This is a genomic window from Streptomyces sp. NPDC104309 (assembly GCF_055584025.1).
This window is the reverse complement of the sequence record NZ_JBVJMV010000004.1, coordinates 134029-155091: the sequence shown is the minus strand read 5'-3', so window position 1 is coordinate 155091 and position 21063 is coordinate 134029. Positions and strand designations below refer to the sequence as shown.

The following is a 21063-nucleotide window of genomic DNA, read 5'->3' as shown; positions in this document are numbered from 1 at the left end:
CCATGCCCACGCGCCACGACATCCGTAACGTAGCCATCGTCGCCCACGTCGACCACGGCAAGACCACCCTGGTCGACGCCATGCTCAGGCAGGCCGGCGCCTTCGCCGCGCACGCCGCCGAGAACCTCGACGAACGCATGATGGACTCGAACGACCTGGAGCGTGAGAAGGGCATCACGATCCTCGCCAAGAACACGGCGGTGAAGTATCACCCCAAGGACGGCGGGGACCCGATCACGATCAACATCATCGACACCCCCGGCCACGCCGACTTCGGCGGCGAGGTCGAGCGCGGTCTGTCGATGGTGGACGCGGTCGTGCTGCTGGTCGACGCCTCCGAGGGCCCGCTCCCGCAGACCCGCTTCGTGCTGCGCAAGGCGCTCGCCGCGAAGATGCCGGTCATTCTCTGCATCAACAAGACGGACCGCCCCGACTCCCGGATCGCCGAGGTCGTCGACGAGACGTACGACCTGTTCCTGGACCTGGACGCGGACGAGGACCAGATCGAGTTCCCGATCGTCTACGCCTGCGCCCGTGACGGCGTCGCCTCGCTGACCAAGCCGGAGGACGGCACCGTCCCGGCGGACAGCGACAACCTGGAGCCGTTCTTCAACACGATCCTGGCGCACGTCCCGGCCCCGGAGTACGACGACGAGGCCCCGCTGCAGGCCCACGTCACCAACCTGGACGCCGACAACTTCCTCGGCCGTATCGCGCTCTGCCGCGTCGAGCAGGGCGAGCTGCGCAAGGGCCAGACCGTCACCTGGATCAAGCGCGACGGCACGATGTCCAACGTCCGCATCACCGAGCTGATGATGACCGAGGCGCTCACCCGCAAGCCGGCCGAGAAGGCGGGCCCGGGCGACATCTGCGCCATCGCCGGTATCCCGGACATCATGATCGGCGAGACGCTGGCCGACCCCGAGAACCCGGTCGCGCTGCCGCTGATCACGGTCGACGAGCCGGCCATCTCGATGACCATCGGTACGAACACCTCGCCGCTCGTCGGCAAGGGCGGCAAGGGCCACAAGGTCACCGCCCGCCAGGTGAAGGACCGCCTCGACCGCGAGCTGATCGGTAACGTGTCGCTCCGCGTCCTGGACACCGAGCGCCCCGACGCGTGGGAGGTCCAGGGCCGCGGTGAGCTCGCGCTGGCCATCCTCGTCGAGCAGATGCGCCGTGAGGGCTTCGAGCTCACGGTCGGCAAGCCGGAGGTCGTCACCAAGCAGGTCGACGGCAAGACGCACGAGCCGATCGAGCGCATGACGATCGACTCCCCCGAGGAGCACCTCGGTGCGATCACGCAGCTGATGGCGACCCGCAAGGGCCGCATGGAGACGATGACGAACCACGGTTCGGGCTGGGTCCGCATGGAGTGGATCGTCCCGTCCCGCGGCCTCATCGGCTTCCGTACCGAGTTCCTGACGCAGACCCGCGGTACGGGCATCGCGCACTCCATCTTCGAGGGCCACGAGCCGTGGTTCGGCGAGCTGCGCACCCGCCACAACGGCTCCCTGGTCGCGGACCGCGCGGGTTCGGTGACCCCGTTCGCCATGGTCAACCTGCAGGAGCGCGGTGTCATCTTCACCGAGGCCGGCACCGAGGTCTACGAGGGCATGATCGTCGGCGAGAACTCCCGCGCCGACGACATGGACGTGAACATCACCAAGGAGAAGAAGCTCACCAACATGCGTGCGGCTTCCGCGGACACCACGGAGAACGTGGTCCCGGCCCGCAAGCTCTCCCTGGAGCAGTCCCTGGAGTTCTGCCGCGAGGACGAGTGCATCGAGGTGACCCCCGAGACGGTCCGCATCCGCAAGGTCGTCCTGGACCAGAAGGAGCGCGGTCGCGCCGCGTCCCGCGCCAAGCGCTGACGCCGTGTAGGCCGACAGCTCGTCGGCAAGAGCTGTTCGAGCCATTGACATGAGACCCGGGCCCCCGCAGACACTGTGGGGGCCCGGCCTTTTCGTCAACTCGTTTTTCTGACCGAGGTGTCCGGATATCGAGCGTCGCTCTCCGGAACATGTGGTAACGGTCCGTTTCGGGCGTGTCTGTCTGGGATCGCTTTGTCCGGATTTCGATCAACGAAGCCAGGCTGATGTTGTCAAACCGAGACCCTTTAAGTGTGGTTTACAGCCCGGTCGTACTTAATAGTTGGCTCCATTGAGCTCGGGTCAATGGGTCACGCACTGTGGGGAGTGCCGACTCACGAGCACACTCAGGGCACTGAAACGATCACCGTCAGGGGTGTCGGTGTATCACTCCAGTGCCCTTCTTGTAGTCAAAAGTGGACTCATGAGGAGGAAACCCATGCGTGGTGCCAAGAGCGCCAAGTGGGTCGCGGGAGCGGCCATCATCGCCCTGGCCGCGACCGCCTGTGGTGGTAGCGACAAGGGCAGCGACAATGGCATGGAGTCGGGCAAGGCGGACCCGAACGGGATCCTGACCGCCCAGCTCAGCGAGCCGCAGAACCCGCTGCAGCCGGCGAACGCCAAGGAGAGCCAGGGCAGCCGTGTCCTGGGCGCCATCTTCTCCGGCCTCGTCAGCTACGAGCCCGGCACCGGCAAGCTCACGTACGTCAACGCCGAGTCCGTGACGCCCAACGCGGACTCGTCCGTGTGGACCGTCAAGCTCAAGCCGGGCTGGAAGTTCCACGACGGCACCACGGTCACCTCCAAGTCCTACGTGGACTCCTGGAACTGGTCCGCCAACGTCAAGAACAACCAGACCAACTCCAGCTGGTTCCAGGACATCAAGGGCTACTCCGACGTCCACCCGGACAAGGGTGACCCGAAGAAGACCACGATGGACGGCCTGAAGGTCGTTGACGACAACACCTTCACCATCACGCTGAGCGGCCCGGTCTCGTACTTCGCGTACAAGCTGGGTTACGACGTGTGGGCGCCGCTGCCCGAGTCCTTCTTCAAGGACCCGAAGGCCGCCGGCCAGCACCCGATCGGCAACGGCCCCTACAAGTTCGTCTCGTGGGACCACAACAAGCTGATCAAGGTTCGGAAGTTCGACGGTTACCAGGGCCCGAACAAGGCCAAGAACGGTGGCATCGACTTCAAGAACTACACCACCGCCGAGGCCGCCTACTCGGCCCTGCGCTCGGACCAGCTCGACTGGATCGAGCAGGTCCCCGTGACCGCGCTGAAGAACTACAAGCAGGACCTCGGCGACCGCGCGATCGACCAGGAGTACTCCGCGGTCCAGTCGATCGTCCCGGCGTTCTACACGAAGCAGTTCAAGAACATCAACCCCAAGGTCATCCAGGGCCTGTCGATGGCGATCGACCGTGAGACGATCACGAAGACCGTCCTCAACGGCACCCGTAGCCCGGCCGACTCGTACGTCGCCCGCGGTGTGCTCGGCTACAAGCCCGGCGCCCTCGGCGACATCGTGAAGTTCGACCCGGCCAAGGCGAAGAAGCTCATCGCCGACGGTGGCGGCGTCCCGGGCAACAAGATCTCGATCCAGTACAACGCGGACCAGCCGCACAAGGCGTGGGTCGACGCGGTCTGCAACAGCATCCGCCAGGCCACCGGCGTCGAGTGTGTCGGCGACTCCAAGCCGGACTTCGCGACCGACCTGAACGCCCGTGACGGCAAGAAGGTCAAGTCCATGTACCGCGGTGGCTGGGTGCTCGACTACCCGGTCAACTCGAACTTCATGCGTGACCTGTACGGCACGACGGCCGCCGGTAACACCAGTGGCTACTCCAACAAGGCGTTCGACGAGCTGGCCTCCAAGGCCGACAAGGCGAAGACCCTCGACGAGACCGTGAAGATGTACCAGGAGGCCGAGCAGCTCCTGGCGAAGGACATGCCGGCGATCCCGCTCTGGTTCTACAAGGTCAACTCGGGTCAGTCCAAGAACGTATTCGGCAAGATCGTTTACGGCCAGGACGGCGACCCCATCTTCACCGACGTTCAGGTGAAGTCGAAGAAGTAAGTTTCGGGACCTGCCGGCCGGTGCCGCCCTCCGGAACGGATGGCGGCACCGGCCAGCGGGCGTTGGCCCGGCAACCTCCCCCCACAACCCCGCGGTGGAGACCCTGTGTAGGCCATCGCCGACCCCTCACGGCATGGAGGCATGATGGGGCGTTACGTCGCTAGGCGACTGCTCCAGATGATCCCGGTTTTCATCGGGACTACTCTGTTGATTTTCCTTATGGTCCACATCCTTCCCGGTGACCCCATTCGGGCGATGTGGGGTGACAAGGCCGCCGACCCCGCACAGGTCGCCGAGCTGCGTCACAAGTTCGGACTGGACCAGTCCATTCCCATGCAGTACTTCGACTACATGGCGAAGCTGTTCCACCTGGACTTCGGCGAGACCTTCGGCGGGCGTCCCGTCTGGGACGAGATGTCGAGCGCCTTCCCCGTCACGATCCGTCTCACGGTCGTTGCGATGGTCATCGAGATGATCGTGGGTCTCAGCCTCGGCGCATGGGCCGGACTGAAGGCGGGCAAGGCACCGGACACCGGCGTGCTGATCTTCACGCTGGTCGTGATCTCGATCCCCGTGTTCATCCTCGGTTACGTGGCCCGGTTCATTTTCGCGGACACACTGCACTGGGTCGCGCCAAACGTCGAAGACTCGATGGACATCACGCAGTTGCTCCTGCCGGGCTTCGTCCTGGCCATGCTCTCCATGGCATACGTCGCCCGACTGACGCGTACGACCTTCGCCGAGAACCTGCGCGCGGACTACATGCGCACGGCGCTCGCGAAGGGGCTGCCGCGGCGTCGCATCGTCGGTGTGCACCTGCTGCGCAACTCGTTGATCCCGGTGATCACGTTCCTCGGTACGGACGTCGGCGGATTCATCGGCGGCGCGGTCGTCACCGAGGGCATCTTCAACGTCCAGGGTGTCGGCAATCTGCTCTACCGGGCGCTGCAGCAGCGTGAAGGCTCCACCATTGTCGGTGTCGTCACCGTATTCGTACTGGTCATTCTCGTGATCAACCTGCTTGTCGACCTGCTCTACGCGGTCCTGGACCCGAGGATCCGGTATGCCTGACGTGACCAAGGACGAGAGCATCAAGGATGCCGAAGTGGACGCGGCCGTGACGGCCGGCGAGACGCCGGGCACTCCGGTCGGGGAGTCCAACGGCAAGCCCCGCGGACTGTGGGGTGACGCGTGGTTCGACCTGCGCCACCGCCCGATGTTCTGGATATCGGCGAGCCTGCTGACCCTGCTGCTGGTGATCGCGATCTTCCCCGGGCTGTTCACCAGCGCCGACCCGCGGGCCGGCGATCTGACTCACCACTACCTGACGAAGCCCGACCTCGGGCACTTCTTCCAGGCGGACTGGTTCGGCTACGACGTTCAGGGCCGCTCGATCTACGCCCGGGTGATCTACGGAACCCGCGCCTCGATCCTCGTCGGCGTCGGCGTCACCGTGACGATCACCGTCGTCGGCGGTCTGCTGGGTCTGCTCGCCGGTTACTTCGGCGGCTGGCTCGACGCGATCATCTCCCGCATCACGGACATCTTCTTCGGTCTGCCCTTCCTGCTCGGCACGATGGTCGTCCTGAACGCCTTCGCCGAGCGCAAGGTGTACGTCGTGATCGCGGCCCTCGCCTTCCTGGGCTGGACCTCGATCTGCCGTGTGATGCGTGCATCGGTGATCACCGCGAAGCAGGCGGACTATGTGACGGCGGCACGCGCTCTCGGCGCGGGGACCGGCCGGATGCTGTTCCGCCATGTTCTGCCCAACGCCCTCGCGCCGACCATCGTGGTCGCCACCATCGCTCTCGGTGGCTTCATCTCGGCCGAGGCGACGCTCTCCTACCTGGGCCTGGGTCTCGCCGACCCGACCATCTCGTGGGGCATCGACATCGCGTCGGGCAGCGAAGAGATCCGTAACAACGTGCATGTGCTGCTGTTCCCGGCAGGAATGCTCAGCCTCACGGTCTTCGCGTTCATCATGCTTGGCGACGCGGTACGCGACGCCCTCGACCCGAAGCTGCGCTGAGGAGGGCGTACGACGTGACCATCATGGACAAGACAGCAGACATCCCGGCGCCCCGTGCCGGGGGGTCGGACGACACCCCGCTCCTCGAAGTGCGCGACCTGCACGTGGAGTTCCACACCCGTGACGGCGTGGCCAAGGCCGTCAACGGTGTGAACTACAGCGTGGACTCGGGCGAGACCCTGGCCGTGCTCGGCGAGTCCGGCTCCGGCAAGTCCGTGACCGCTCAGGCGATCATGGGCATTCTCGACATGCCGCCCGGCAAGATCCCGCAGGGCCAGATCCTGTACCGCGGCCAGGACATGCTCACGATGGGCTACGAGGAGCGGCGGAAGATCCGTGGCCAGAAGATCGCGATGATCTTCCAGGACGCGCTCTCCTCGCTCAACCCCGTGCTCTCGGTCGGCTACCAGCTCGGCGAGATGTTCCGTGTCCACCAGGGACTCTCCAAGAAGCAGGCGAAGCTCAAGGCCATCGAGCTGATGGAGCGGGTCAAGATCCCCGCCGCCAAGGAGCGGGTCAACGACTATCCGCACCAGTTCTCCGGCGGTATGCGCCAGCGCATCATGATCGCCATGGCGCTGGCCCTGGAGCCGGACCTGATCATCGCGGACGAGCCGACCACCGCGCTCGACGTGACGGTCCAGGCCCAGGTCATGGACCTGCTCAAGGAGCTGCAGACCGAGTTCAACATGGGTCTGATCCTGATCACCCACGACCTCGGCGTCGTCGCCGACGTCGCGGACAAGATCGCGGTCATGTACGCGGGCCGGATCGTCGAGACGGCACCGGTGCACGAGCTCTACAAGCGGCCCGCACACCCGTACACCCGGGGTCTGCTCGACTCGATCCCGCGCCTCGATCAGAAGGGCCACGAGCTCTACGCGATCAAGGGGCTGCCGCCCAACCTGCTCAAGATTCCGTCCGGCTGCGCCTTCAACCCCAGGTGCCCCAAGGCGGAGGACATCTGCCGCACGGAGATTCCGGCCCTGGCGCCGGTCTCCGAGCAGGACGGCAGCGAACTGCCCGGCCGCGGCAGCGCCTGCCACTTCTGGAAGGAGACGATCCATGGCTGAGCTCGACAAGACGGACGGATCGTTGGACAGCACCCCGAACGTCACCGACGTCGTGGAGGTCGAGGCCGCCGACGAGACGGCGGCGGTCGCGGCGATCGAGGCCCCGGTGGAACGCGGTGAGCCGATCCTCCAGGTGCGCAATCTGGTCAAGCACTTCCCGCTGAGCCAGGGCATCCTCTTCAAGCGCCAGATCGGTGCCGTCAAGGCCGTGGACGGGGTCTCCTTCGACCTCTACCAGGGCGAGACGCTCGGCATCGTCGGCGAGTCGGGCTGTGGCAAGTCCACGGTCGCGCGGCTGCTGATGACGCTGGAGACGGCCACGTCCGGCGAGGTCTTCTACAAGGGCCAGGACATCACCCGGCTGTCCGGGCGCGCGCTGAAGGCAGTCCGCCGCAACATTCAGATGGTGTTCCAGGACCCGTACACCTCGCTGAACCCGCGGATGACGGTCGGCGACATCATCGGTGAGCCGTTCGAGATCCACCCCGAGGTGGCCCCGAAGGGCGACCGGCGCCGCAAGGTGCAGGACCTGCTGGACGTCGTCGGGCTCAACCCGGAGTACATCAACCGCTATCCGCACCAGTTCTCCGGCGGCCAGCGCCAGCGCATCGGCATCGCCCGCGGCCTCGCGCTCAACCCGGAGATCATCATCTGCGACGAGCCGGTCTCCGCGCTCGACGTGTCGGTGCAGGCGCAGGTCATCAACCTGATGGAGAAGCTCCAGGACGAGTTCAACCTCTCCTACCTCTTCATCGCGCACGACCTGTCGATCGTCCGGCACATCTCCGACCGGGTCGGCGTGATGTACCTCGGCAAGATGGCCGAGATCGGCACGGACGAGCAGATCTACGACCACCCGACGCACCCCTACACCCAGGCGCTGCTGTCGGCGGTCCCGGTCCCCGACCCGGAGGCCCGCGAGCGCGGCGAGCGGATCATCCTCACCGGCGACGTCCCGTCGCCGGCGAACCCGCCGTCGGGCTGCCGTTTCCGTACGCGGTGCTGGAAGGCCCAGGACAAGTGCGCCACGGAGACGCCGCTGCTGGCGATCCCCGAGCGCTTCAAGTCCGTGGACTCCCCGGCCGCGCACGAATCGGCGTGCCACTTCGCCGAGGAGAAGGACGTCGTCGGCGCGGCTTCGTAGCACGGAGCGTGTGACATGGAGGGCCCGGAACCCGGCAGGTTCCGGGCCCTTCGTCGTGCCCGACGGGCGTGCGTACCACCGTGCCCGGCGGCCGTTCGGCCGGACGCGGGAGCGCCCGGAACCGATCGGTTCCGGGCGCCCTTCCCGTATATCCGGGAACCGGGCTCGCGGGTGGCTCGGGTCAGTGGGCTCACGTGCTCGGTTCCTCGGGCCGGGGGAGCCCCGCGGTCCGCGGACCGGTCAGGTCCGGGTCGGCGACGGCGCCCCCGGGGCCGGAGCCAGGGGGTGTCAGGCGCCGGCCCCGGTGTCTTCGGCGGTCTTGTCGGCCTTCGGCCCCTGTGAGGCCTCACGGGCTTTCGGGACGGTCGGCAGGGCCTGGGAGTCCTCGGGGTAGTGGCAGGCCGTCAGATGTCCTTCCCGGCTGCCCTCCACCCGTACCAGCGGCGGCGTCTCGCTCGCGCACTTGTCCGTCGCCTTCCAGCAGCGGGTACGGAAACGGCAGCCCGACGGCGGGTTGACCGGGGACGGCACATCGCCGACGAGCCGGATGCGCTCACGGGCCGGTGCCTCGTCGGCGGTCGCCTCGGGCACGGCGGAGAGCAGCGCCCTGGTGTATGGGTGACGCGGGTTGCCGTACAGGTCCTCGCGATCGGCGATCTCCACGATCCTGCCGAGGTACATGACCGCCACGCGCTGCGAGAAGTGGCGTACGACGGCCAGGTCGTGGGCGATGAACAGGAACGCGATGCCGAGTTCCTTCTGCAGCTTCTGCAGCAGGTTCACCACCTGGGCCTGGATCGAGACGTCCAGCGCCGAGACCGGTTCGTCGGCCACGATCAGCTTGGGCTCCAGGGCGAGGGCGCGGGCCACGCCGATGCGCTGGCGCTGCCCGCCGGAGAACTCGTGCGGAAAGCGGTTGTAGTGCTCCGGGTTGAGGCCGACGATCTCCAGCAGCTCCCGCACCCGCGCCTCCCGGCCGCCCGCCGGGTCGATGCCGTTGATCTCCATCGGCGCGGTGATGATCTTGCCGACGGTCTGCCGCGGATTCAGCGAGGCGTACGGGTCCTGGAAGATCATCTGGATCTCGGAGCGGACCGGGGCCAGCTGCTTGCGCGAGGCGTGGGTGATGTCCTGCCCGCGGTAGGAGATCCGCCCGGCCGTCGGCTCCAGGAGGCGGGTGATCAGCCGCCCCGTCGTCGACTTGCCGCAGCCGGACTCGCCGACCAGGCCCAGACTCTCGCCCGCGGCGACCGTGAAGTCGAGACCGTCGACGGCCTGGACCGCGCCCACCGTCCGCCGGATCGGGAAGCCGCCCTTGATCGGGAAGTGCTTGGTGAGTCCGGAGACGTCCAGGAGGGGATCTGTGCTGCTCATGGTGGGGAAGTCCCGTCTCTTGTACGTCAGTTGGGCCGGGTGCCGGCGAAGTCGGCGAAGAACTCGGTGCGCTGCTCCGCGGTGAGGTGACAGGCGGCCCCGCGCCCGGCCGCCAGCTCCAGCGGCGGCTGGTCGGTCGCACAGCGCTTGCCGCCGACCTGCTCGGTGAAGGAGCACCGCGGGTGGAAGCGGCAGCCGGACGGCGGGTTGAGGAGGCTCGGGGGCGAGCCGGGGATCGGCGACAGCGGAACGTCGACCGGGCCTTCGAGGCTCGGCATGGATCCCAGCAGGCCCCAGGTGTAGGGGTGCTGGGGCGCCCGCAGCACCTCCTTCTTGGTGCCGCGCTCCACGCACCGGCCGCCGTACATCACCAGCACGTCGTCGGCGATGTCGGCGATGACCCCGAGGTCGTGGGTGATGAAGATGATCGAGGTGCCGGTCTCCTGCTGGAGGTCCTTGAGCAGGTCCATGATCTGGGCCTGCACGGTGACGTCCAGCGCGGTCGTCGGCTCGTCCGCGATCAGCAGCGCCGGGTTGCAGACCAGTGCCATGGCGATCATCGCGCGCTGGCGCATGCCGCCGGAGAACTGGTGCGGATAGTCGTCCACTCGCAGGTCGGGCTGCGGGATGCCCACCTTGGTGAGCATCTCGACGGCCCGCGCCCTGGCCTCCCGCTTGGAGGCACCGGTGTGCTTGCGGAAGGTCTCACCGATCTGCTTGCCGATGGTGTGGTACGGCGAGAGCGAGGCCAGCGAGTCCTGGAAGATCATGGCCATCTTGTTGCCGCGCAGCCGCTCCAGCTCCCGCTCCGAGGCGGCCAGCAGATCCTGCCCGTCGAGCAGGATTTCACCCTCGATCTCGGTGTGGTCGGGGTGGTGCAGGCCGAGGATCGTCAGATTGGTGACGGACTTGCCGGAGCCCGACTCGCCGACGATGCCGAGGGTCTTGCCGCGCTCGACGTCGAAGGACAGCCCGTCGACGGCCTTGACCATGCCGTCTTCGGTGGAGAAGTGCACGCGCAGATCGCGTACGGAGAGGAAGGGGGTGCTCACTGGATCTCTCCCTAGGCGAGGCGGACGCGTGGGTCGATGAGGGCGTAGACGGCGTCGACGACGATGTTGAGGACCACGATCGCGGTGGCGGCCACCATCAGCACGCCGAGGAGCGTCGGCAGGTCGTTGGTCGACACGGCCTTGACCGAGAGCGCTCCGATGCCCTGGAGGCTGAAGGTCTTCTCGGTGATGATGGCGCCGCCGAGGAGGACGCCGAGGTCGAGGCCGAAGATGGTGACGATCGGGCCCATGGCCCCGCGCCAGGCGAATCTGAAGAAGACGGTCCGCCGGGACAGGCCCTTGGCGCGCGCCGTCCGCACGTAGTCCTCGCTCAGCGACTCCACCAGCTGGGACCGGGCCATACGCGTGTAGTTGGCCGTGAAGATGACCGAGAGGACCAGCCAGGGCAGCAGAAGTCCGGAGAACCAGGCTCCGGGACTCTCGGTGAGCGGTGTGTAGCTCGGCCGGTTCAGCAGGTGCAGCTGGTCGGTGAGGAAGTACATGGCGACCACGCCGACGATGTAGATCTGCAGCGAGGAGGCGACGAGCGAAGCGGAGGACGCGACCTTGTCGAGCAGCTTGCCCTGCTTGACCGCGGCGAGCATGCCGGTGCCGACACCGAAGATGACGAAGACGAAGGCGCTGCCGACGGAGAGCGAGAGGGTGGTCGGGAAGCGGTCGATGATGGTGCCGAAGACCGGCTCGCGGTTGATGAACGAGTAGCCCAGGCAGGGGGCTGGGCAGTTCCCGTACGACTCGTACTCGCGACCGACGAAGATTCCTTGCAGCCAGTGCCAGTACTGCACGGGTACCGAGTCGGCTATCCCCAGGTTGTGCCGTACCAGCGCGAGTGTCTCTGGGGTGCAGACCTTGCCGCAGGCCACTCGTGCGGGGTCGCGCGGGGCGGTGTAGAAGAGGACGAAGACCAGGGCGCTGATGATCAGCAGGATGACCGCGGCGCCGACGACGCGGCGGAGGAGGAAGCGCAGCATGGCAGTGGGTTTTCCTGACGGATGCCGAGGGGGAGGAGGGGCGCGGCCGGCTCTCGGTCGGAGAGCCGCCCACGCCCCGCGGGGGCCGTTCGTCAGGCCTTGACGTACGTCTTGTAGAGCAGCGTCGCGGAGTTCTGCGGGTCCATCATGGCGCCGCCGACCTTGGAACCGAAGAGGTAGAAGCGCCGCTGGAAGGTCTCCGGGATGATCGGGACGACCTCGTCCATGATCCGCTTGTCCAGCGCGGTCCAGGCCTCACCGGCCTTCTTCTGGTCGCTGATGACGACGTTCTCCTTGATGGCGGCGTCGATCCAGTCGACCTTCACCTGGGAGACGTTGTTCTGGCCGTTGCCGACGGAGGCGCTGTCGAGGAGCGGCTGGATCATCGTGTAGGCGGTGGGCCAGTCCGGGGCCCAGCCGAACCACATGACGTCGAAGTTGTTGTCGACCTGCTGGATCTGGTCGTAGTACGAGGTCGAGTCCACGGCCTTGATGACCGGCGTGAAGCCCGCCTGCTTCAGCGCGCTCTCGATGACGACGGCCGTCTTGTCGTACGTCGGGCTCTGCGGGTAGGCATAGACGACCTTCTGGCCGAGCTTGCCGGCCTTCTTGAGGATCGCCTTGGCCGCCTCGGCGTCGCCCCGGGGCGCTTTCAGCTTGCCGTAGAGGTCGAACTCCTTGCGGCCCAGGATGTCGGGGCTGAGGAGGGTGGTCGCGTAGTCGCCCGCGGACGGACCGCCGTAGATCTTGCGGATCTGCTCCAGAGGCCAGGCGGTGTTGAGCGCCTTGCGCACCTCGACGTCCGTGGTGCGCTTGCAGTTGATCGCGTAGTAGTACGTGCCGGTGAGCAGGCCGTTGAAGGTGCGCTTCTTCAGCTCCGGGTCGGTGAGCACCTTCTGGATGCGCTCGGCCGGCACGGACTTGTAGATGGAGACCATCTGCTGGTCCTTGCCCAGGTCCGCGATGAAGCGGTCGGCGGACTCCAGCGAGGTGGGGCCGAACTCGAACTCGAAGGTGTCCGGGTAGGCGTTGCGGATCGGGTCGGTCGCCGGGTCCCAGTGCTTGTTGCGGATCAGCGTCATCGACTTGTCGATGGCCCGGTGCTTGACGATGTACGGACCGCAGGCGACGGGCTGCTTGTCGTACTTCTCCTTGGTGTCCAGCTTCACCGGGGTGGCCGAGTAGGAGCTCATGGCCAGCGTGAAGTTGAAGTCCGGGCGGGGCTCGGCCAGCTTGAAGGTGATCGTCTTCTGGGCCTTGTCGGTGACGATCGAGTCCAGGTGCTTGCCGCCGTACGGGCCCTCGTACCCCTTGCGCCAGTCACCCTTGCCGGTCAGCGCCTGCTGGACGTACGCGGCGCCCTCGGTGATGAACGGTGCCCAGGCGCGCTCGATGCCGTGGCGGACGTCGTCGACGGTCAGCTCGCTGCCGTCCTGCCACTTGAGCCCGTCCTTCAGCGTGAAGGTCCAGGTCTTGTTGTCGGCGGACGCGGTGCCGACGTCGGTGGCGAGGTCGCCGACGAGGGTCAGGGCGCCCTTCGAGTCGACCTTGTAGCCGGTGAGGCCGCGGTGGAGCATCAGGGCGGCGGTGGAGTTGAACGCGAAGTAGATGCGCTGCGGGTCGAGGTGGGAGAAGTCGTCCTCGGAGACGCCGTAGATCGTCCCGCCCTTCTTGGCGCCGGGAATCTCCGCGGCGGGGCCGGCCGAGTCCTCCTTGGTGCCGATCTTGACGGTCGAACCGGTGTACTCGGTGGCGCCGGCGTTCGGCGTGTTCTTGCCGCCGCCCCCGCCCGCGTCACCACTGCTGCACGCGGAGAGAACGAGGGAGCCGCCCGCCGCGACGGATGTGGCGATGACGAAGTTTCTGCGGGAGAGAGACATGGCAACCTGCCCTGGTCGATGAAGAGGGACGAATGATCCGGCGGAGCCCCGTCGCTCCGTTCCGGCGCGGAACTGTCAGCGCTTGGTCTTCGGGTCGAGAGCGTCGCGGACCGAGTCGCCGAGGAGGTTGAAGGCGAGGACGAAGACCACCATCGTCACCCCCGGGAAGAGCATGAAGGTGATGTCGTCCTGATAGACATCGGCGCCGCGTTGCAGCATGACGCCCCAGTCGGGCGTCTTCGCGGTCAGCCCGACGCCGAGGAAGGCGAGTCCGGCCTCGGCGGTGACGAACATGGGAAGAGCCAGGGTCGCCTGGATGAGGATCGGCGTCCACAGATTGGGCAGCAGTTCCTTGAAGATGATCCGCGCCGGTGAGGCGCCGGTCACCTTCGCCGCCTCGACGAACTCCCGCTCGCGCAGGGCGAGTACCTCCCCGCGCAGCAGTCGCGCGATGGACGCCCAGCCGAACGCCGTCATCACCAGGATGAGGCTGGTGATGGTGAGCCAGATCGGGGTGGCCTCCTCCGGGGAGACGAGGATCGAGATGAGGACCGGCCAGAACGCGATGAAGAACAGCGTCGAGGGGAAGGCCAGCAGGATGTCGATGACCCGGCCGATGAAGTAGTCGGTCTTCCCGCCCAGGTATCCGGCGGTCACGCCGATCACGATCCCGAGGACGGTCACCAGGAGGGTCGTCACGCCGGCGATGAACAGCGAGTTGCGGATGCCGTAGATCAGGAAGGTGAAGAGGTCGCGGCCGAGCTGGGGTTCGACGCCGAACCAGAAGTCCCCGCTGATACCGCCGTTGGGCTTGATCGGAAAGCCGAAGTCGTTGAGCAGGCCCTCCTGGTTCTGGCCGTAGGTCGTGTACGGATCCTTGCCGTAGACCTTGGCGATCAGCGGCGCGCAGATGGCCAGAAGGAAGAAGAAGAGGACCACGTAGGCCGAAATCACGCCGGTGCGGTCGCGTTTGAAGCGCCGCCAGGCGAGCTTTCCCGGCGAACGGCCGGCGCCGCCCTTGAGCGCCGAAGGGTCCGGCGTCTGCTGCGGCTTCGCGTCCTCCACCTCAAGGGGAGTGGCTGCGTGCGGGGTTGGAATCGTCATGGTGCTCCTGGCCCGGAGGGTCGAAGGACTCCGCAGGCACACCTACGGGCTACCCGGACTTTTTCAACGCAATTCATGCAGGGTCAATGAATGTCTGTCGCCCTTGGTCCGCTCTTTGGAAATTTGACCCATTCATTACCCGTGAATGGGTGTATCTTTGCCTCCGTTTGATCTTTTCGAAGGTGCGTTCGCCGCCAAATGGGTCAAGTCCGGCAATGAGTCCGATATTCGGGCGGCAATGTCTCGAAATTCGTACATCCGGTCAGGTGGGTACGTCGTCGATGCGCATTCGATGCGGGGCCGTTATCGCTCCGATGTCCGTCGGGGCGGCGTTCGGCCGGGTGCGGCTGTGCGGTGGAGGAGTCGATCCGTGCGGGGTCCGAGCCCCGCGCGCCACTCGGACCGCTTTCCGCGCGCCCGAATGGGTGGAGAAAATATGCGCAATACGCGTTATGAGGTGATATTTGACTCCAAGTGAGACGGAGCACCAAGAGGAGGCACTCCATGCGCGGAGCCACACAGGCCAAGTGGGCCGCATGCGCGGTCGCCGTCGCCCTGACGGCGACGGCCTGTGGCGGAGGGGGCGGCGGTGGCGGCGGTGGGGCCAACGGAATCGTGAGCTCCTCCTGGGGTGACCCGCAGAACCCGCTCGAACCCGCGAACACCAATGAGGTGCAGGGCGGCAAGGTCCTCGACCTGATCTTCCGGGGACTCAAGAGGTACGACCCGAAGACCGGCGCGGCCACCAACATGCTCGCCGAGAAGATCGAGTCCAAGGACAACCAGAACTTCACGATCACCGTGAAGGACGGCTGGACCTTCAGCAACGGAGAGAAGATCACCGCGAAGTCCTTCGTGGACGCCTGGAACTACGGGGCCCTGCTGAAGAACAATCAGAAGAACGCCTACTTCTTCGGGTACATCGACGGATACGACAAGGTCCACCCGGACTCCGGCAGTTCCAGGGCGAACACGCTCTCCGGCCTCAAGCTCGTCGACGACAAGACCTTCACGGTCAAGCTGTCGCAGAAGTTCTCCCTCTGGCCCGACACCCTCGGCTACCCGGCCTTCGCCCCGCTGCCCAAGGCATTCTTCACCGACCACTCCGCCTGGTTGTCCAAGCCGATCGGCAACGGCCCGTACACCATCGACACGTACACCAAGGGCTCGTCGATGAACCTGCGCAAGTGGGACAAGTACCCCGGGACCGACAAGGCGCAGAACGGTGGCATCGACCTCAAGGTCTACACCGACAACAACACCGCCTACACCGACCTGACCGCCGGCAACCTCGACCTCGTCGACGATGTGCCCGCCTCGCAGCTGAAGAACGTCAAGGCGGACCTCGGCGACCGGTACATCAACACCCCGGCCGGCATCATCCAGACCCTCGCCTTCCCCTTCTACGACAAGAGGTGGGACACCCCCGGTGGCATCAAGGTCCGCCAGGGCCTGTCGATGGCCATCAACCGTGACCAGATCACCAGCCAGATCTTCCAGAAGACCCGCACCCCCGCCTCCGACTGGACCTCCCCGGTCCTCGGCACGGGCGGCGGCTTCAAGAAGGGGCTGTGCGGCGCGCCCTGCGAGTACAACGCGGCGAACGCCAAGAAGCTGATCCAGGAGGGCGGCGGCATCCCCGGCGGCCAGCTCAAGATCTCGTACAACGCGGACACCGGCTCGCACAAGGAGTGGGTCGACGCCGTCTGCAACAGCATCAACAAGGTGCTGGGCAACAACAAGGCGTGCGTCGGCGGCCCCGTCGGTACCTTCGCCGACTTCCGCAGCCAGGTCTCCCAGCAGAAGCTGACCGGCGCCTGGCGGGCCGGCTGGCAGATGGACTACCCGCTGATCCAGAACTTCCTGCAGCCGGTGTACTACACCGACGCCTCGTCCAACGACGGCAAGTGGAGCAACAAGCAGTTCGACGGTCTCGTCAACAAGGCCAACGCCGAGTCCGACAAGGCCAAGGCCGTCTCGACCTTCCAGGACGCGGAGAGGGTCCTGGCGGCCCAGATGCCCGTCATCCCGCTCTGGTACCAGAACGGCAGCGCCGGTTACTCGGACCGGGTCACCAATGTGTCGCTGAACCAGTTCAGCGTCCCGGTGTACGAGCAGATCAAGGTCAAGTGATCCGTCGAGGCCGGGCGGCCGGCCCGAGGAACGCGCCGGCCGCCCGGCCTCGCCGTCCCCTCGGCGTGTCACTCCCCAGCCCCGAGCCTCCGACCCCCGCGACCCCCGGAGCCCTTCATGGGACGTTATGTGATCCGGCGGCTGCTGCAGATGATCCCGGTCTTCTTCGGCGCCACACTGCTGATCTTCCTCATGGTGAACGTGATGGGCGATCCCATCGCGGGCCTCTGCGGCGAACGCCAGTGCGACCCGGCGACCGCCGCCCAACTCCGCTCGGAATTCGGCCTCGACAAGCCTGTCTGGCAGCAATACGCGACCTACATGGGCAATGTCTTCACCGGCGACTTCGGCACCGCGTTCAACGGGCAGAAGGTCACCGAGCTGATGGGCAGCGCCTTCCCCGTCACCATCCGGCTCACCGTCGTCGCGATCGTCTTCGAGATCGTCATCGGCATCAGCCTCGGCGTCGTCACCGGCCTGCGCCGTGGCCGCCCCGTCGACACCACCGTGCTCATCCTGACCCTGGTCGTCATCTCCATCCCGACCTTCGTCACCGGTCTGCTGCTCCAGCTCCTGCTCGGGGTGGAGTGGGGCGTCATCAAGCCGTCCGTCTCCCCGGAGGCGCCCTTCAACGAGCTCCTCATCCCGGGACTCGTCCTCGCCTCGGTCTCCCTGGCGTACGTCACCCGGCTCACCCGGACCTCGATCGCCGAGAACGCCCGCGCCGACTACGTCCGCACCGCCGTCGCCAAGGGACTGCCCGGGCGCCGCGTCGTGATCCGGCATCTGCTGCGCAACTCGCTGATCCCGGTCGTCACCTTCATCGGTACGGACGTGGGCGCCCTGATGGGCGGGGCGATCGTCACGGAGCGGATCTTCAACATCCACGGCGTCGGCTACCAGCTCTACCAGGGCATCCTGCGCCAGAACTCGCAGACCGTCGTCGGCTTCGTCACGATTCTGGTCCTCGTCTTCCTGGCGGCGAACCTCATCGTCGACCTGCTGTACGCCGTACTCGACCCGAGGATCCGCTATGCCTGAGCAGACACCGGACGAGGCGATCTCACCAGCCGGAGCGGGAGGCGTGATGGACCTCGCCCTGGAGGAGGGCACGACCCTCGAAAAGACACCGGGCGGGCCGGAAGGCACCGGCCCCGCCGAGAAACCGCGCAGCCTCTGGTCCGACGCCTGGCGGGACCTGCGCCGCAACCCGGTCTTCATCATCTCCGCGCTGATCATCCTCTTCCTGGTGATCATCTCGATCTGGCCGTCGCTGATCGCCGACCAGGACCCGCTCAACTGCAACCTGGCCAAGGCCCAGCAGGGCTCCCAGCCCGGTCATCCCTTCGGCTTCGACGGGCAGGGCTGCGACGTCTACACCCGTACCGTCTACGGGGCCAGGAACTCGGTGACCGTCGGCGTCTGCGCCACCCTGGGTGTCACCCTGCTCGGCGGCCTCCTCGGCGGCCTGGCGGGATTCTTCGGCGGCTGGTGGGACTCGGTCCTCTCCCGCCTCACGGACATCTTCTTCGGCATCCCGGTGGTCCTCGGCGGCCTGGTCTTCCTCTCGGTGGTCACCAGCGCCACCGTCTGGCCGGTCATCGGCTTCATCGTGCTGCTGGGCTGGCCGCAGATCGCCCGCATCGGCCGGGGCTCCGTGATCACCGCCAAACAGAACGACTACGTGCAGGCGGCACGGGCGCTCGGCGCCTCCAACACGCGGATGCTGCTGCGCCACATCACCCCGAACGCCGTCGCGCCGGTGATCGTCGTCGCGACCATCGCACTCGGTACGTACATCTCGCTGGAGGCGACCCTCTCGTTCCTCGGTGTCGGCCTGAAACCGCCGGCCGTCTCCTGGGGCATCGACATCTCCGCCGCGTCCCAGTACATCCGCAACGCCCCGCACATGCTGCTCTGGCCCGCCGGCGCGCTGGCGGTCACCGTGCTCGCGTTCATCATGCTCGGCGACGCGGTGCGCGACGCCCTCGACCCCAAGCTGCGCTGAGGAGCCCACTGCCATGTTGCTCGAAGTGCGCGATCTGCACGTGGAGTTCCACACCCGCGACGGGGTGGCCAAGGCCGTCAACGGGGTCGACTACTCGGTGGCCGAGGGCGAGACACTGGCCGTCCTCGGCGAGTCGGGCTCCGGCAAGTCGGTCACCGCACAGGCGATCATGGGCATTCTCGACATGCCGCCCGGGAAGATCGGCGGCGGCGAGATCCTCTTCAAGGACCGCGATCTGCTGAAGATGCGGAAGGAGGAGCGGCGCAGGATCCGCGGCCAGGAGATGGCCATGATCTTCCAGGACGCGCTCTCCTCCCTCAACCCCGTGCTCAGCGTGGGGGAGCAGCTCGGCGAGATGTTCGTCGTCCACCGCGGGATGTCCCGCAAGGACGCCAGGCTGAAGGCCGTCGAACTGATGGACCGGGTCCGCATCCCGGCCGCGAAGGAGCGCGTGGGCAACTATCCGCACCAGTTCTCCGGCGGAATGCGCCAGCGCATCATGATCGCCATGGCCCTGGCGCTGGAACCGTCGCTGATCATCGCGGACGAGCCCACCACCGCCCTCGACGTGACCGTCCAGGCCCAGGTGATGGACCTGCTGGCCGAGCTCCAGCGCGAGCTGAACATGGGCCTGATCCTGATCACCCACGACCTGGGCGTGGTCGCGGACGTCGCCGACAAGATCGCCGTGATGTACGCGGGCCGGATCGTCGAGGCCGCCCCCGTCCGTGACATCTACCGGGCCCCCGCCCACCCGTACACCAAGGGCCTGCTCCAGTCGATCCCGCGCCTGGACCAGAAGGGCCAGGAGCTTTACGCGATCAAGGGCCTGCCGCCCAACCTGCTGCACATTCCGCCGGGCTGTGCCTTCAACCCGCGCTGCCCGATGGCCCAGGAGATCTGCCGAGGCGAGGTCCCGCCGCTGTTCGAGGTGGACGAGCACCGTGAGAGCGCCTGCTACTTCTGGAAGGAGACGCTCGATGCACGCTGACCACTCGGGGCAGGAGGAAGCGCGCGAAGGGGGCGGGACGGCCCGCGCCCTGCTCGCCGAGGAGCGGGCCGGGTTTCCGGCGGCCGGACGCGAGCCGATCCTGGAGGTCCGCGACCTGGTCAAGTACTACCCGCTGACCCAGGGCATCCTGATCAAGAAGCAGATCGGCGCCGTCAAGGCGGTCGACGGGGTCTCCTTCGACCTGGCGGCGGGCGAGACGCTCGGCATCGTCGGGGAGTCGGGCTGCGGCAAGTCGACCGTGGCCAAGATGCTGGTGCATCTGGAACGGCCGACGGCCGGCGCGATCAGGTACAAGGGCGACGACATCACCAAGCTGTCGGGACGGGCCCTGAAGGCCGTGCGCCGCAACATCCAGATGGTGTTCCAGGACCCGTACACCTCCCTCAACCCCCGGATGACGGTCGGCGACATCATCGGTGAGCCGTACGAGATCCACCCCGAGGTGGCCCCGAAGGGCGACCGGCGCCGCAAGGTGCAGGACCTGCTGGACGTCGTCGGGCTCAACCCGGAGTACATCAACCGCTATCCGCACCAGTTCTCCGGCGGCCAGCGCCAGCGCATCGGCATCGCCCGCGGCCTCGCCCTGAACCCCGAGATCATCGTCGCCGACGAACCCGTCTCCGCCCTCGACGTCTCCGTGCAGGCGCAGGTCGTCAATCTGCTGGACCGCCTCCAGACGGAGTTCGGGCTGAGCTACGTCTTCATCGCGCACGACCTGTCGATCGTCCGGCACATCTCCGACCGGGTCGGCGTGATGTACCTCGGCCGGATCGTCGAGATCGGCACCGACGAGCAGATCTACGACCACCCCACGCACCCGTACACCCAGGCGCTGCTGTCCGCCGTCCCGGTGCCGGACCCGACGGCCCGCGAGCACCGGGAGCGGATCATCCTGCACGGCGACGTCCCCTCACCCGCCAACCCGCCCTCCGGCTGCCGCTTCCGCACCCGCTGCTGGAAGGCGCGGGAGCGGTGCGAACTGGAGGTGCCGCTGCTGGCGGTTCCGGCGGTCTTCCGGCTGACGGACACACCCGCCGGACACGACTCGGCGTGCCACTTCGCGGAGGAGAAGCAGGTGGTGCCGCCGGAGGGGCTGCTGGAGACGCCGGGGGAGACGATGGTGGAGCAGGCCGGGGCGCCACCGCAGACGCGCGAGGACGGGACGAGCGGGGCGGGCACGCGGGACGCCGAGGACGAGGAGGACGGGCCGCCGCCCTCCGGTAGCAGCCGGGCCGTCTGACGGCCCGCACGTTACGGCCTCCCCCGCGACAGGGAGGCCGCTCCCCATCGTGGGGGAGGCCGTTGACG

The 21063-nt window shown here is 66.9% G+C and carries 16 protein-coding genes; 11 read left to right on the top strand and 5 right to left on the bottom strand.

The features are described from left to right. The first annotated feature begins 2 nt into the window (after window positions 1-2). The 6 genes from typA (at window position 3) to ACZ68L_RS06980 (ending at window position 8200) form a co-directional block, all read left to right on the top strand. Window positions 3-1874: a translational GTPase TypA gene (gene typA / locus ACZ68L_RS07005; protein ID WP_469574783.1), complete on the top strand. Its 1872-nt coding sequence runs from the start codon at window positions 3-5 to the stop codon at window positions 1872-1874. A 436-nt stretch (window positions 1875-2310) separates the two neighbouring features. After that, entirely contained in the window at window positions 2311-3954 is a 1644-nt protein-coding gene (locus ACZ68L_RS07000) for a peptide ABC transporter substrate-binding protein (protein WP_469574780.1), read from the top strand. A 144-nt stretch (window positions 3955-4098) separates the two neighbouring features. Then, the gene (locus ACZ68L_RS06995) at window positions 4099-5025 is read left to right on the top strand and encodes an ABC transporter permease (RefSeq protein WP_469574778.1); all 927 of its coding nucleotides are present in this window, start codon (window positions 4099-4101) and stop codon (window positions 5023-5025) included. Next, window positions 5018-5983, top strand: coding sequence for an ABC transporter permease (locus ACZ68L_RS06990; protein WP_469574777.1), 966 nt, complete (start codon window positions 5018-5020; stop codon window positions 5981-5983). The genes ACZ68L_RS06995 and ACZ68L_RS06990 overlap by 8 nt, the downstream gene beginning before the upstream one ends. A 14-nt stretch (window positions 5984-5997) precedes the next feature. Continuing rightward, a complete protein-coding gene (locus tag ACZ68L_RS06985; RefSeq protein WP_469574776.1) occupies window positions 5998-7056 on the top strand; it encodes an ABC transporter ATP-binding protein in 1059 nt (352 codons plus the stop codon). Then, a complete protein-coding gene (locus ACZ68L_RS06980; protein ID WP_469574775.1) occupies window positions 7049-8200 on the top strand; it encodes an ABC transporter ATP-binding protein in 1152 nt (383 codons plus the stop codon). The genes ACZ68L_RS06985 and ACZ68L_RS06980 overlap by 8 nt, the downstream gene beginning before the upstream one ends. Before the next feature lie 288 nt (window positions 8201-8488). Here the strand turns inward: ACZ68L_RS06980 and ACZ68L_RS06975 are convergent, their stop codons facing one another. From ACZ68L_RS06975 to ACZ68L_RS06955, 5 genes are all read right to left on the bottom strand, one after another. Further along, complete coding sequence (locus ACZ68L_RS06975; protein WP_469574773.1) at window positions 8489-9574, bottom strand: ABC transporter ATP-binding protein; 1086 nt, start codon at window positions 9572-9574, stop codon at window positions 8489-8491. A gap of 26 nt (window positions 9575-9600) precedes the next feature. After that, window positions 9601-10566 carry an ABC transporter ATP-binding protein gene (locus ACZ68L_RS06970; RefSeq protein ID WP_469575278.1) on the bottom strand — a complete coding sequence of 322 codons (966 nt, stop codon included), beginning with the start codon at window positions 10564-10566 and terminating at the stop codon, window positions 9601-9603. Window positions 10567-10637: 71 nt separating this feature from the next. Beyond that, window positions 10638-11618, bottom strand: a complete 981-nt coding sequence (locus tag ACZ68L_RS06965; protein ID WP_469574771.1) for an ABC transporter permease — start codon at window positions 11616-11618, stop codon at window positions 10638-10640. A 92-nt stretch (window positions 11619-11710) separates the two neighbouring features. Then, the gene (locus ACZ68L_RS06960; protein WP_469574769.1) at window positions 11711-13498 is read right to left on the bottom strand and encodes an ABC transporter substrate-binding protein; all 1788 of its coding nucleotides are present in this window, start codon (window positions 13496-13498) and stop codon (window positions 11711-11713) included. A 75-nt stretch (window positions 13499-13573) separates the two neighbouring features. After that, the gene (locus ACZ68L_RS06955) at window positions 13574-14602 is read right to left on the bottom strand and encodes an ABC transporter permease (protein WP_469574767.1); all 1029 of its coding nucleotides are present in this window, start codon (window positions 14600-14602) and stop codon (window positions 13574-13576) included. Between the two features lie 504 nt (window positions 14603-15106). Between ACZ68L_RS06955 and ACZ68L_RS06950 the strand changes: the two genes are divergently transcribed. The 5 genes from ACZ68L_RS06950 (at window position 15107) to ACZ68L_RS06930 (ending at window position 20995) form a co-directional block, all read left to right on the top strand. After that, complete coding sequence (locus ACZ68L_RS06950) at window positions 15107-16735, top strand: peptide ABC transporter substrate-binding protein (protein WP_469574766.1); 1629 nt, start codon at window positions 15107-15109, stop codon at window positions 16733-16735. Between the two features lie 117 nt (window positions 16736-16852). After that, complete coding sequence (locus ACZ68L_RS06945; protein ID WP_469574765.1) at window positions 16853-17776, top strand: ABC transporter permease; 924 nt, start codon at window positions 16853-16855, stop codon at window positions 17774-17776. Then, window positions 17769-18743: an ABC transporter permease gene (locus tag ACZ68L_RS06940; RefSeq protein WP_469574764.1), complete on the top strand. Its 975-nt coding sequence runs from the start codon at window positions 17769-17771 to the stop codon at window positions 18741-18743. Before ACZ68L_RS06945 ends, ACZ68L_RS06940 begins: the two co-directional genes overlap by 8 nt. 13 nt (window positions 18744-18756) lie before the next feature. Then, window positions 18757-19734 (top strand): ABC transporter ATP-binding protein, encoded by a 978-nt coding sequence (locus tag ACZ68L_RS06935; protein ID WP_469574762.1) that lies wholly within the window; start codon window positions 18757-18759, stop codon window positions 19732-19734. Next, window positions 19724-20995 (top strand): ABC transporter ATP-binding protein, encoded by a 1272-nt coding sequence (locus ACZ68L_RS06930; RefSeq protein WP_469574761.1) that lies wholly within the window; start codon window positions 19724-19726, stop codon window positions 20993-20995. The genes ACZ68L_RS06935 and ACZ68L_RS06930 overlap by 11 nt, the downstream gene beginning before the upstream one ends. Window positions 20996-21063: the final 68 nt, after the last annotated feature.

Bases quoted from the DNA above. Each gene is read 5' to 3' on its own strand.
- ACZ68L_RS06930 (WP_469574761.1), top strand. From the start codon at position 19,724: ATGCACGCTGACCACTCGGGGCAGGAGGAAGCGCGCGAAGGGGGCGGG.
- ACZ68L_RS06960 (WP_469574769.1), bottom strand. From the start codon at position 13,498: ATGTCTCTCTCCCGCAGAAACTTCGTCATCGCCACATCCGTCGCGGCG.
- ACZ68L_RS06995 (WP_469574778.1), top strand. From the start codon at position 4,099: ATGGGGCGTTACGTCGCTAGGCGACTGCTCCAGATGATCCCGGTTTTC.
- ACZ68L_RS06955 (WP_469574767.1), bottom strand. From the start codon at position 14,602: ATGACGATTCCAACCCCGCACGCAGCCACTCCCCTTGAGGTGGAGGAC.
- ACZ68L_RS06990 (WP_469574777.1), top strand. From the start codon at position 5,018: ATGCCTGACGTGACCAAGGACGAGAGCATCAAGGATGCCGAAGTGGAC.
- ACZ68L_RS06950 (WP_469574766.1), top strand. From the start codon at position 15,107: ATGCGCGGAGCCACACAGGCCAAGTGGGCCGCATGCGCGGTCGCCGTC.
- ACZ68L_RS07000 (WP_469574780.1), top strand. From the start codon at position 2,311: ATGCGTGGTGCCAAGAGCGCCAAGTGGGTCGCGGGAGCGGCCATCATC.
- ACZ68L_RS06980 (WP_469574775.1), top strand. From the start codon at position 7,049: ATGGCTGAGCTCGACAAGACGGACGGATCGTTGGACAGCACCCCGAAC.
- ACZ68L_RS06970 (WP_469575278.1), bottom strand. From the start codon at position 10,566: ATGGTCAAGGCCGTCGACGGGCTGTCCTTCGACGTCGAGCGCGGCAAG.
- ACZ68L_RS06975 (WP_469574773.1), bottom strand. From the start codon at position 9,574: ATGAGCAGCACAGATCCCCTCCTGGACGTCTCCGGACTCACCAAGCAC.
- ACZ68L_RS06940 (WP_469574764.1), top strand. From the start codon at position 17,769: ATGCCTGAGCAGACACCGGACGAGGCGATCTCACCAGCCGGAGCGGGA.
- ACZ68L_RS06935 (WP_469574762.1), top strand. From the start codon at position 18,757: ATGTTGCTCGAAGTGCGCGATCTGCACGTGGAGTTCCACACCCGCGAC.
- ACZ68L_RS06945 (WP_469574765.1), top strand. From the start codon at position 16,853: ATGGGACGTTATGTGATCCGGCGGCTGCTGCAGATGATCCCGGTCTTC.
- ACZ68L_RS06965 (WP_469574771.1), bottom strand. From the start codon at position 11,618: ATGCTGCGCTTCCTCCTCCGCCGCGTCGTCGGCGCCGCGGTCATCCTG.
- typA (WP_469574783.1), top strand. From the start codon at position 3: ATGCCCACGCGCCACGACATCCGTAACGTAGCCATCGTCGCCCACGTC.